Annotated in this window: 8 protein-coding genes; 1 reads left to right on the plus strand and 7 read right to left on the minus strand. The window is 61.6% G+C overall.

Annotated elements, in window-relative coordinates:
• Window positions 1-41: 41 nt before the first annotated feature.
• The 6 genes from ACESWY_RS09670 to ACESWY_RS09695 all read right to left on the minus strand — a co-directional run bounded on the left by ACESWY_RS09670 (window position 42) and on the right by ACESWY_RS09695 (window position 6,177).
• Window positions 42-848: a YebC/PmpR family DNA-binding transcriptional regulator gene (locus ACESWY_RS09670; RefSeq protein WP_006234926.1), complete on the minus strand. Its 807-nt coding sequence runs from the start codon at window positions 846-848 to the stop codon at window positions 42-44.
• 171 nt (window positions 849-1,019) lie between these two features.
• Window positions 1,020-3,203 carry a DUF6020 family protein gene (locus ACESWY_RS09675; protein WP_373093469.1) on the minus strand — a complete coding sequence of 728 codons (2,184 nt, stop codon included), beginning with the start codon at window positions 3,201-3,203 and terminating at the stop codon, window positions 1,020-1,022.
• 135 nt (window positions 3,204-3,338) lie between these two features.
• On the minus strand, window positions 3,339-4,160 hold the full coding sequence (lgt, locus tag ACESWY_RS09680) for a prolipoprotein diacylglyceryl transferase (RefSeq protein ID WP_373093470.1): 822 nt from the start codon (window positions 4,158-4,160) through the stop codon (window positions 3,339-3,341).
• 109 nt (window positions 4,161-4,269) lie between these two features.
• The gene (locus tag ACESWY_RS09685; RefSeq protein ID WP_117637654.1) at window positions 4,270-4,548 is read right to left on the minus strand and encodes a NifU family protein; all 279 of its coding nucleotides are present in this window, start codon (window positions 4,546-4,548) and stop codon (window positions 4,270-4,272) included.
• A 170-nt stretch (window positions 4,549-4,718) separates the two neighbouring features.
• The gene (locus ACESWY_RS09690; RefSeq protein WP_117756880.1) at window positions 4,719-5,243 is read right to left on the minus strand and encodes a deoxycytidylate deaminase; all 525 of its coding nucleotides are present in this window, start codon (window positions 5,241-5,243) and stop codon (window positions 4,719-4,721) included.
• 82 nt (window positions 5,244-5,325) lie between these two features.
• Window positions 5,326-6,177 carry a type III pantothenate kinase gene (locus tag ACESWY_RS09695; RefSeq protein ID WP_373093472.1) on the minus strand — a complete coding sequence of 284 codons (852 nt, stop codon included), beginning with the start codon at window positions 6,175-6,177 and terminating at the stop codon, window positions 5,326-5,328.
• A 192-nt stretch (window positions 6,178-6,369) separates the two neighbouring features.
• On the opposite strand from ACESWY_RS09695, the gene ACESWY_RS09700 reads away from it, so the two are divergent.
• Window positions 6,370-8,073 carry an OPT/YSL family transporter gene (locus ACESWY_RS09700; RefSeq protein ID WP_373093474.1) on the plus strand — a complete coding sequence of 568 codons (1,704 nt, stop codon included), beginning with the start codon at window positions 6,370-6,372 and terminating at the stop codon, window positions 8,071-8,073.
• Window positions 8,074-8,273: 200 nt separating this feature from the next.
• On the opposite strand, the gene ACESWY_RS09705 is transcribed toward ACESWY_RS09700, so the two are convergent.
• A complete protein-coding gene (locus ACESWY_RS09705) occupies window positions 8,274-11,357 on the minus strand; it encodes a CAP domain-containing protein (RefSeq protein WP_373093476.1) in 3,084 nt (1,027 codons plus the stop codon).
• Between the last annotated feature and the right edge of the window lie 267 nt (window positions 11,358-11,624).

Below are 11,624 nucleotides of genomic sequence, written 5' to 3' on the forward strand. Positions count from 1 at the left end.
TTCATTATGCCCAGATATGCACGGCTCAATCCGTGCGGGCGCTACTCCTCCTCGAGGGCAGCGATGACCTCGTCGGTCATGTCCATGGTGCTGTAGACGTCCTGGACGTCGTCGAGCTCCTCAAGACGGTCGATGAGGCGCTGAACCTTCTTGGCGTCGGCACCGGAGACCTCGGTCGGGGTGGTCGGGACCATGGTGGTCTCGGAGCCCTTGACCTGGACGCCCTGCTCCTCGAGCGCCTTGGAGACAGCCATGACCTCGTTGGCAGTAGTCCAGACGATCCACTCCTCGCCGGCGTCCTCGTAGTCCTCGCCACCGGCCTCGGCGATGGCCATCATGAACTCATCCTCGTCACCGGCAGCACCGTTGGCGATCATGGTCTCCTTCTTGGCGTTCTCGTCCAGGATCTCCTTGGCGACGACGATCTGGCCCTTGCGCTCAAACTGGAAGGCGACGGAGCCGGAGGTGCCCAGGTTGCCACCAGCGTGGGAAAAGGCGGAACGGACATCAGCGGCGGTGCGGTTGCGGTTGTCGGTCAGGCAGTCGACGTAGACGGCGACACCGGCGGGACCGTAGCCCTCGTACACGATGTTCTCGTAGACGGCGGCGTCGGCACCCGAACCAAAGGCCTTATCGATAGCGGACTTGATCTTGTCCTTAGGCATGGACTGAGCCTTGGCCTTGGCAACGGCAGCGGCGAGGCTGGCGTTGTTCTCGGGCAGCGGGTCACCGCCGAGACGGGCAGCAACGGTGATGTTGCGGCTGAGCTTGGAGAAGAGGGCGGAACGCTTGGCGTCCTGCGCGCCCTTACGATGCTTGGTTGTGGCCCACTTAGAGTGTCCGGACATACGTGTCTCCTATCGGTTTCGACCTAAAGCCCAGCGTGAATGCTCGGGCAATATAAACAAACGTCGTTATGATATACCTACCGGCCTGCAAGATAAACCCCAAAATGAAGGCGTCGTGATGATACAAGCCGTTGGGGCAAAGCAACCTGTCCCCGATATACCAATCTTGGGCTAGGCCCAGAGGAGGTCGCTGCGGGTGATCGTGGCACCGATGGCAAAAGGCATGCAGGCGATGACCGGGTACAGGTAGCGCATGTAGGTCGAGCCGTTGCAGGGACCGATCAGGCACACGGCGAGCACGCCCAAAAGCGGCACCCAAATGGCCAGCGCGCGCCACGAATGGCGGCGCAACAGGTAGACCACCACGACGATCATGATCCACACGTAGGTGGCCGAGCTCATGGCGAGCGAGATAAACGGGATGCGCTGCACCGCCACGCGGTACAGGTTAATCAGGTGGTCGCACCAGCGCACAACCTTGCTATCGACCGGATGGAAGTCGAAGTACTTGAGATTATCGGGGCGTGCCATAATCTCGGCACTGCGCGCCGTGCTGTAGACCCATGCATCGCGCGTACTCGGATAAAAATAACCATAGTAGTTATTGATAAGCGCCGAAATATAGCACTCGGGATCCTTCTTAAACATCTGAGCCCACACCTCAAAATAGGCATCGATGTCCTCCTGCGAGGCGTACTCGTTAAAGCAGTTCTTGACGGCATCGGACTTGTCGGGGTTGTAGCGGCGGCCCAGGTTCTCGTACTTGAGTACGCAATCGATCACGGCACGTTCTTCGTCGGTCACCAAACCGTCGCAAGGAGCCTCCACGATGGTGCCGTCCTCCTTAACCGTAGGGTTGACGCCCGAGTTAAGACCGTCGTGCTTTTGGACAAAGCGCGCTGTCTGCTGAAACGGAATCGAGAGGATTTCGCGCTTGGAGCCGGGCGTAATGTCGTGCGCCGGCATAAAGACCTTGGTGAAGTACATATTAGAGGCAAGGCAGAGCGCGAGCACCGCGAGAACGCCAACCCAGCGGAAGCGCGGGATGGCGCATGAGACCGCGGTGCCCGTCTGCTTAGCCGCACGACGAGCGACATGCGCGTCCCATACGCAAAACGCCGCCGCGATTACGCATGCCGCCAGGGGAAACACCAGGCCGCCGTTGCGCAGAAACGTGGAACCCATGGCGCCCAGAGCGAGCAGCAGCCAGTCGTGGCGCGCAAAGAGCACGGGGGCTTTCTCGCCCGCTCGCTCGACATTGGCATCACGATGGGGCAAGCCACATGCCACGAGCTTGACGGTCTGTACCAGCAGCACCAAGAACGCGTCGGCAAAGAGCACGTCTTTGGTGAGCAACGCCGCGTAGTTAGAAAACATCGGCATAAACGCGAAGAACAGCAGGATCGCACCGCGAACCGGCAGGCTCACGCCCAGTTTGCGCAGCGACGAAATGGAATAGGCCATGCAGGCGGCCGTGATGACGAACTGAGCACAGGTGTAGATGATGAGGCCCGCGTTAGCGCTGTTGAACAGTGAAAGCCCCAGCTGGACGCACAAGCCGATAATGGCCGTGTGCACTACGGGATGATGCCCGTTGAGCAGCACGTTGGGGTTGAGTAGGCGCAGGTAGTCGCTCGTGCCGTTGGGATAGTTGAACCACTGGCGAATCTGCGCGCCCGTATCTCCCATAAAAAGGCCAGGCAGCGAAGCGATGAGCGTGGGCGCCCAGGCGATCATAAGCACCAGGAAGGGTCCGGCAAAGGGATGGACCGAGAGCACGGCGTGAGTCACACGCCATACGCGGCCAAAGTGCGCTTCGGAAAACGGAATGCGCCGAGAGCTCAGCCAATCTAGACACTCAAAGGCAAGGTAGAAGGCAACGACCGCCAAGAGCATCCAGCCCGCGCCGCCAATCCAGGCGCAGATGATGCGGGCTTTGTCGCCAAGGACAATCTCGGCCGAGTCGGTGAGGTCGTAGCTGCGGCCGAACACCATGCAGACGGCAAAGAACAGCGACGGAAGAATGATCGATGGACGCCAGGTGTCGCCACGACCAAAGAACACGTAGCGAAACGGCAAGGTGAGCAAGCAGGCAAGCGCAAGCAGCATGACCGCGTCGGTATGGCCGGCAAACGAGAGGAGCACCTCGTAGCACACGTACAGCATGCCCGAGGCTTTGGGGTCAATCGCCAAGACTGCGTTGCTCGACACCGGGGCGGGATCGATGGAAAACGCCGTGGTCGCCAACAGCGCGAGCAAAAAAGCGATGAGCGTCTGTTTGGCGGGGTAGCGCTTAAACCAGACGATGCGAGCGGCATCGCGCGCAGCCGTTGTGGAGAGGTCGGAATCCTTCACAGTCCAAAGAGCCTTTCTAGAAACCTGCCAAAAAGGGACAGGTTTATTTTGGCAGGTTTTATCTGGGGAAACGTTACGGTTCCGTCATCGTTGCCCAGCGAACCACCACAAAGGTGCCTGTCCCCTTTGTGGTGGTTAGGCGTCGAGGTAGATGCGCTGGGGACGGTTGCGGCGGAGGGCAAAGATGACGAGCGCCAGGCCCGCAATCACGAGTGGCAGACTCAACAGCTGACCCATGGTGATGACGCCACCAAGCAGATAGCCCAGCTGGGCATCGGGCACGCGCACAAACTCAATGAGGAAGCGGACGATGCCGTAACCCATCACAAACACGCCCATAAACGTGCCTTGGGGCAATAGCGGCTTTTTGCGGCTGAGCACCTGCAGAATGCAAAAGAGCACGATGCCCTCAAGAAATGCCTCGTAGAGCTGGGAGGGGTGACGCGGCATATCGCCCGCGGTGCCACCGAAGACCACGCCCCAGGGCAGATCGGTCGGCTTGCCCCACAGCTCTCCGTTGACAAAGTTGGCACAACGGCCCAGGCACAAGGCCAGCGGCGCGCCGATGACAGCAAGGTCTGCCAAAGTCCATGCGTCGAGCTTATACATGCGGCATACGATGATGCCGCCGATAATGCCGCCCACCAAACCGCCGTGGAAGCTCATGCCGCCCTCGTTGGTGGCAAAGATCTCGAGCGGATGCGCCCAGTAGTAGCCGTCGCCGTAAAAGATGACGTAGAACAGGCGGGCGCCAATGATAAGGCCAAAGACCACACCGACCACGACACTCGTCAGGTCGTCGACCGTAATGTCAAAACCCCAGCGACGCTGTGTGCGGTACATGACGACCGCCGTGAGCAGAGCGCCGACCACGTAGGCCAGGCCGTACCAGTAGATGGTGATGGGGCCCGCCGAGATCGCGACAGGATCAAGCATATGGTAGAAGTCGTTGAGCATGTCGACCCTCCTACTCCCTACATACAAATGCGGCCGCGGGCCTTGCGCTCGCAGCCGCATATTTGGGCGTAACGTCTATGCGGAGTATACCGTCCGCAGCTTTCGCATCTTAGAACGGCGCGTACTCGTCGTACAGGTCGTCGGTCTCGCCGGAGGCATTGACCTGCTCGACACGGGTAACGCCGGGCACATGCTCCTTGAGGATACGCTCGATACCCATGGACAGGGTCAGTGCGCTCATAGGGCAGCCGGCGCAGGCGCCCTGCAGCTCCAGCTTGACGACACCCTCGTCGTCGACGCCCACATACTCCATATCGCCGCCGTCAGCCTGCAGGTTGGGGCGAATCTCCTCAAGAACCTTCTTAAGCAGCTCTTCGTTAACAGCCACAGGGGCTCCTTTCTCACAATAACGCGGGCGCGCCCGCGGACAGGGGCTATGTTACTACAGCCATGTACCCGCTCACGAGCCATCCATGCGCGCGGACACGACTTTCACGAGCGGTCAATTTGGGACGGGTCTCTTTTGGCTGTTTTGCCGCCAGCTGGCGTTGCCACGAGCTACTGCTGAGCCTGCCCCTCGGTGCCAATGTGGACATCGACGATAACCTGGCGGTAGCTAATGCCGCAGGAGTCGAGAATGCGACGGCTGATGCGGCCGTCGTCGGTGTCGGCGTACTTATTGTCCAGGTAGACAACCTCGCCCACACCTACCTGCGCCAGGATCTTGGCGCAGTCGTGGCACGGGAACAGCGTGACGTAGACCGTGGAACCCTCAAGGTCTTTGAGCGAGCCGCGGTAGTTGAGTACGGCGTTGGCCTCGGCATGCACCACGTAGTTGTGCTTATCCTGCAACGGATCGTCGCTCGTGCCCCACGGGAAAAAGTCGTCGTTGAGCGCCGAGGGCGTACCGTTGTAGCCCACCGAAAGGATGCGGTGGTTGGTGCTGGCGATGCACGCGCCCACCTGCGTGTTGGGGTCCTTGCTGCGGCGCTGCGCGGCGATGGCCACGCTCATAAAGAACTCATCCCAGCTAATAACGTCGCGGCGCTTGCCCGACGCAGTTTGATGAAGATCGTCCGACATGGCAGACACCTCCGTAATCGCAACAGTTTGACCCATTGTAGCAGGTGGAAGGTGGAGACGTTTTTGTCCCACCGCCCCATCGCTACGCGCGACGGGGCTTTTGATTGATGTGGTAGAGCTCGGCCAGACCCCGAAGCGTCAACGCGTCATCGACCGTCAGGCTATGACCGACAAGGGCCGCAAGCGCCTCGGCATCGTCGCCGGTAATGACGATGGGCACGCTGCCCTCCCCCGCCGCCTTGGTCGCACGCATCTCGGCGAGCACCATATCGAGCATGCCGTCGATGCGGGCCACCTCGCCCAGAACCACGCCCGAGCGCATGGCCTCACGCGTGTTGCGGCCGATGACGTGCGTCGGCGCCGAGGGCTCAACCTGAGGCAGGCGCGCCGCAGCGGCCGAGAGCGAACGGGCGCCGAGCGCCAGCCCCGGCGCGATAACACCGCCGACAAAGGTACCGTGTGCGTCGATGACCTCGATATTGGTCGTGGTGCCCAGGTCGATCACAATGCACGGCGAGCCGTAGACGGCGCGGGCAGCCACGGCGTCGGCGATGCGGTCGGGACCGATCTCGGCCGGGTCATCGTAGTGCACGGGTATGCCGGTCTTGAGGCCCGGCCCCACGGTGAGCACGCGCCCCGTGCAGGTACGGGAAAGTGCTGCCTTCCATGGGCGCTCGAGCGCCGGGACCACACAGCTCAGCACGGCCGCGGCGGGCACGAGCACCCCGGGCACACCTGCATCGGCGGCGAGCGCGCCCATGACCTGCACAAGTCGCATGCGCGCTTCGTCGGCCGTAATGCGGGCCGGAGTCGTGACCTCGCACGCCGCGAGCGGGCGCTCCTGCGCCGCGGCCGAATCCTCGGCAAACAGGCCAAAGCGAATGAACGTGTTGCCCACGTCGACCGTCAATATATATGCGCACCCATTAAGCATCGTCGGCACTCCTTTCGTCTGTCCAGCAGTATATCGCCTACCTAAACCAGTCATCCCAAAATGGCTGCCTTGCGGCTATACTGGTGCGCGGTCGTGCGCGAGCTCACGCGACGGCCCTTGGTAACCCGACTTCCCGCGCCGTATCCGTAGCGGCGCTCCCGGGGGAAGCGGATATACGCAAAGGAGTTCTATATGAGCAATCCCTCGAACCGCACCTCGATGCGCGGTCAACTCACGCTGCGCGGCGTCGTCATCGGCGTCCTTGGCTGCGTGATCATCACGGCGAGCTCGGCCTACACCGCCCTCAAGATGGGCGCACTCCCCTGGCCGATCGTCTTCGCTGCCGTCATCTCGCTGTTCTTTCTTAAGCTCATGGGCAACGCCAGCCTCAACGAGGCAAACGTCACCCACACCATCATGTCCGCAGGTGCCATGGTCGCCGGCGGCCTGGCGTTTACCATCCCGGGCGCCTGGATGCTGGGCTATGCCGACCAGATCAGCTGGCTCGACATGTTTATCGTGGCGCTCGCCGGCACCATCTTGGGCCTTCTGGCGACAGCGCTCATCCACCGTCACTTTATCGTGGACGCCGCGCTCGAGTTCCCCACCGGCAACGCCGCAGCTCAGACCCTGCGCGCCACCGAGGCCGGCGGCAAGACCGGCAAGCAGCTCTTTGGCTCCATGGCCATCGCAGGCATCTTCAGTGTGCTTCGCGACGCCCTGGGCGTGGTGCCCAGCATGCTGTGCACGCTCAATATCCCCGGCGTGACCTTTGCCATCTACAACTCGCCCATGTTGCTGTCCATCGGCTTTTTGGTGGGCTTCGCCCCCGTCGCGTTCTGGTTTGCCGGCGCGCTGCTGGGCAATTTTGGCATCATCGTCGGCGGCACCGCTGCCGGTCTGTTTGACGTTATGACCGCACAGGGCATCGTCAAGTCCCTGGGTATGGGCCTCATGATGGGCTTTGGCGTCGCCGTCGTCCTCAAGGACATCCTGCCGCAGGTCGCCGGTATCGTCCGCGGCCTCGCCGCCGACAGCTCCACCGACACCGACGAGCAGTCGCTCATCTCGGGCTCCCTTAAGCTCGACGCCGGCATCATCGGCCTGGGCGCCGCCGCCATCGCCGTGATCGTCGCCATCGCGCTCGACCTTGGTCCCGTTCCAGCCGTCATCGTCACGCTGTTCACCTTTGTCACCACCATCATGAGTGCGCAGAGCTGCGGGCAGACGGGTATCGACCCCATGGAGATCTTTGGCCTCATCGTCATGCTCATCGTGGCTGCCTTCGCGCAGCTCGCGCAGGTCAAGCTGTTCTTTATCGCCGGCATCGTGGCCGTGGCGTGCGGCCTTGCGGGCGACGTCATGAACGACTTTAAGGCCGGCGCCGTGCTGGGCACCAACCCGCGCGCACAGTGGGTCGGCCAGGCCATCGGCGGCATCGTGGGTGCCCTGGTCGCCGCCGCTGTGATGGTCGCGCTCGTCACCGCCTATGGTCCGGACGCCTTCGGCCCCGACAAGAGCTTCGTTGCCGCGCAGGCAAGCGTCGTCGCCACCATGGTCTCGGGCATCCCGAGCGTGCCGTGGTTCGCAGGCGGCTTTATCGCCGGCATCGTCATGTACTGGCTCGGCATTCCGGCCATGATGATCGGTCTGGGCGTATACCTGCCGTTCTACATGTCGCTCACGGCCTTCTTGGGCTCCTGCGTCAAGCTCGCCTACGACAAGTGGGCTGCACGCCGCGACGCCGCCGCCGGTCTTTCAGACGAGGAGAAGGCCGCCAAGGATGCCGCCTTCCAGGAGCAGGGTCTGGTTGTCGCCAGCGGCCTGCTCGGTGGCGAGTCTATCGTCGGCGTTATCTTGGCGTTTGTCTCCGTGGGTCTGAGCCTGCTGGGCTAAGCTGAGCAGCTGCTCGACAGCAACCATATTGTCTACGATTTGCTCGGTCGGCAGCTTTCGCGGCTACCGACCGAGCTTTTTGATACCACCGCAAAGAAAAGCCGGCGCGCTGCGTATGACAGCGCGCCGGCCTTATCGTTTGGCTAACGAGACGGTCCCGTTATGAATTGAAGTTCGTTGCAGAAACTACGCTCGAAACGCTACATCTGCTTGCGACGACGATCGCTCAGCGTCACACCAGCGGCCACGAGGGTGATACCGCCGATGACGAACACCTCGCCCGCAAGAGCGGAATTGTCGCCAGTCTGGGCGAGCGCGGCCGACGTTGCCTTCTTCTTGGCGACAGGAGCCTTTGCAGCAGCCTGCGCAACCTGAGCCTTGGCCTGCGGCTCAGCCTTGGGATGATACTTGTCGTACTCGGCCTGCGCGGCAGCCAGGGCATCCTTGGCATCGCCAAACTCGGCAAGCGCGGCGGCATAGGCGTCGTTGGCATCGGACAGCTTGGCATCGGCATCGCTCAGAGCAGCCTTGAGGCCAGCGGCGGCATCGACGGCGGCCTTATAGCGAGCGTAGGCAGCGTTAAGCTTGACCAGCTTCTCGTTGCCCGTCGTGCCCGCGGCAAGGGATGCCTTGTGGTCGACAGCCTCAAGATCGGCCTTGAGTGCCTCGTCGTTGGCAAGCTCAGCCTTGGCCTTGACGATCTCGAAGTTCGCATCGACGACGGCTTCGTTGGCGGCCTCGAGCTGCTTCTGGGCATCGGCGACACCGGCGACGGCAGCGTCATAGGCGGCCTTGGCGTCGTCGACCGCCTTCTGGGCGCCGGCGAAGCGCTCGAAGGCCTTGTTCGCGGTAGCCAGCTCACCCTCGGCAGCCTTGGCCTTGGTCTGCGCGTCGGACACAGCCTGCGCCTTGGCGGCAACCGCCTGCTTGGCGTCCGAAAGAGCAGTCGCGGCCTGGACATCTGCGGCCTGGGCCTTGTCTACACCAGCCTGGGCGGCATCGTCGGCCTTCTTGGCCTCGTCAAGCGAGCCCTGCTTGTTCGCAAGATCCGTCTTGGCGGCATCGCACTTGGCGGTAAGGTCCTTGACCGAAGCGGTAGCGTTGTCATACGCCTCATTGGCCTGTTCGGACTTTGCCTTGGCGGCATCGCGGGCGCTGCGAGCCTTCGCCTTGTGAGCAGCGGCATCGGCTGCCTTCGTCTTGTTGTCAGCAAGCGTGGCGTTTGCCTTATCGAGAGCTGCCTGGGCAGTAGCGGCCTCGCCCTTGGCGGCTTCGAGCTTGGTCTGGGGCGTCTTGACGTCGATACCCTTGAGTTTGGCTTCGGCGGCATCGTATGCCGTCTTCGCGGCGGCGGTGCTGGATTTAGCCTTCTCGTACTCGCCCTTGGCGGTGTTCACGTTCACATCTGCTGCGGTGAAAGCGTCCTGGGCGGCATCCTGCCCGTTTACAGCTGCGAAGTAAGCTTCCCTAGTAGTTCCAAAGTTCTTCTGCGCCTCGGCGAGCTTGCTCTGGAGCTCCTTGAGTTGCGCCTTCTGCGCCTGCGTGCCGCCAGCGTTATAGGCAGAGTCGATGTAGTCGTTCACGAGCTTCTTGAACTCGGAGACAGTGAAATCCTTCTGCCCCGTGCTCCCGCTATAGTCGAAAACGGTTACCTCGGAATCGGTATTCTTACCGCTACCGGTCGCGATGCCGATAGCCTTCGCGCCGGCATCGATGATGTTTAGATAGTGCCCGCACTCATGGTAGATGCTGTTGTAGTGCTGGTAGATATAGTAGGAATCATATCGATGGCTTCCAAGTGCGTCACCATACTGCTCGACGTACTTATCGAACGCCTTTTTCTCCTGGGTGTAGAGACCGGTATATGGCCAGCCAAGCGTATCCTCGGTCTCGCCTCCGGTGTATGCCCCGCCGCCGCCTGCAAGATTCTCACCTTGATCGAAATAGCAGTTCGAGTGTCCCCAGATGTTCGATGAATATGATGTATTGAGGGCGGCTGCCGCAGTCATGCGGAGGCTGACGCTAAGCTCAGACTGGCCGTTCGCCTTGCGGAGGTTGTTCTGGGTATCGAGGTAGGTCAGGGCGTTACGCATCTGCTCCAAGGAGAGCGGATTGGTGTCGCGAGACATGTCCTGATCGACGTACTTGTCATACCAGTCCTGTTTCTCTGTCGTCCCCATGAGCATCGACGCGGCGGTACTTGCATTCGACTTCTGCTGGGCGGTGAAATCGCTGCTGTTGCTGATGTAGGCCATAAAGCCGAGCATGCCCTTATTGATGACTTCCTGGTCAACGGTCATGTTGGACTTTAGGTCTGCAATCTGCTGCTCAAGAGCCTCAACCTGGGCATTAGCAGCGTCATAAGCCTTTTCCGCGGCGTTCGAAGCGGCGCAGGCTGCCTCCCACTCGCTGCGCTTCTGCTTGCGAACTTCGACAAGCTTATCGTACTCAGCCTTCTTGTCGGCCTCGGTCTGCTGGGCCTGCTCGTATGCCGTCTTCGCGGCGTCACGCTTACTGGCCGCGTCCTTGTACTCCTTGTTTGCTGCATCGTATGCAGACTGGGCAGATGCCACAGCAGCGTTGGCGGCGTTGGCCTTCTCCTGCGCGGCAGCGACGGCAGCCTGGGCGGCCTGCAGATTTGTCTGTGCGGTGGCGTCGGCATCCGTCGCGGCATTGAGCTCCGCCTGCGCGGTCTTGAGCTCACCAGCAGCAGCGATCTTGGCGGCCTCAAGCGCACTCAGGTCAACACCCGTACCCGAGACGGCAGCATCGAGCGCGGCCTGCGCCTGGTTGAACTTCTGCTGGGCGTTATCGCGCGCGGTGGTTGCGGCTGCGAGAGCAGCGGCAGTCTCCTGCTTCTTGGCCTGGGCAGTCGTCAGAGCGGCCTCAGTGTCCTTCTTTTCCTGCTGGGCGCTAGCCTCGGCAGCCTTGGCCTGGTCCAGATTGGCCTGTGCAGTAGCAACGGCCTTATTGGCGTCATCGAGCTTTGCCTGTGCGTCCTCGACGGCCTTCTTGGCGGCCTCGTACTCGTCCATACCCATGGCCTCGAGCTTGGCCTGGGCATCATCGAGGGCCTTCTTGGCCTCATCCTGCTTTGCCTTGGCGTCCTTGAGCGCCTGGGTCTTATCCTCGACACTCTTGTTGGCCTGTTCGAGCTGATCGTTCAGGTCGCCCAGCTTCTTCTGCTGCTGCTCGGTCTTTTCGACGGCGGCTTTGAGCTCGTCAATCTTCTCCTGAAGCGCGGCTACCTCGGCCTCGTTCTGCTCGGCGGCGTTATCGGTCACGGCCTGCGAGGCCTGACTCTTTTGCTGCTGCGCCTGCTTTTGAGACTGGCCCGCCGCGTCGGCCTTCTTCTGGGCGGCATCGTAGGCGGCCTGAGCGTCCTTGAGCTGCTTTGCCGACTCCTCGGCCAGCTGGGCAGCCGTCTTTACGACCGCTTGGTTACCGGCGGCAACGGTATTCTCTACAGAACTACCCCATTACAGTCTGAAATAGGCCATCGATAAATTTCGATGGCGAGCATTCGGCGCATTGCCTACGATACGGGCAAG

Origin of the sequence: Collinsella aerofaciens ATCC 25986, from assembly GCF_964237925.1 — a bacterium.
Lineage (GTDB): Bacteria > Actinomycetota > Coriobacteriia > Coriobacteriales > Coriobacteriaceae > Collinsella > Collinsella aerofaciens_BJ.

Bases quoted from the DNA above. Each gene is read 5' to 3' on its own strand.
- ACESWY_RS09670 (WP_006234926.1), bottom strand. From the start codon at position 848: ATGTCCGGACACTCTAAGTGGGCCACAACCAAGCATCGTAAGGGCGCG.
- lgt (WP_373093470.1), bottom strand. From the start codon at position 4,160: ATGCTCAACGACTTCTACCATATGCTTGATCCTGTCGCGATCTCGGCG.
- ACESWY_RS09690 (WP_117756880.1), bottom strand. From the start codon at position 5,243: ATGTCGGACGATCTTCATCAAACTGCGTCGGGCAAGCGCCGCGACGTT.
- ACESWY_RS09695 (WP_373093472.1), bottom strand. From the start codon at position 6,177: ATGCTTAATGGGTGCGCATATATATTGACGGTCGACGTGGGCAACACG.
- ACESWY_RS09700 (WP_373093474.1), top strand. From the start codon at position 6,370: ATGAGCAATCCCTCGAACCGCACCTCGATGCGCGGTCAACTCACGCTG.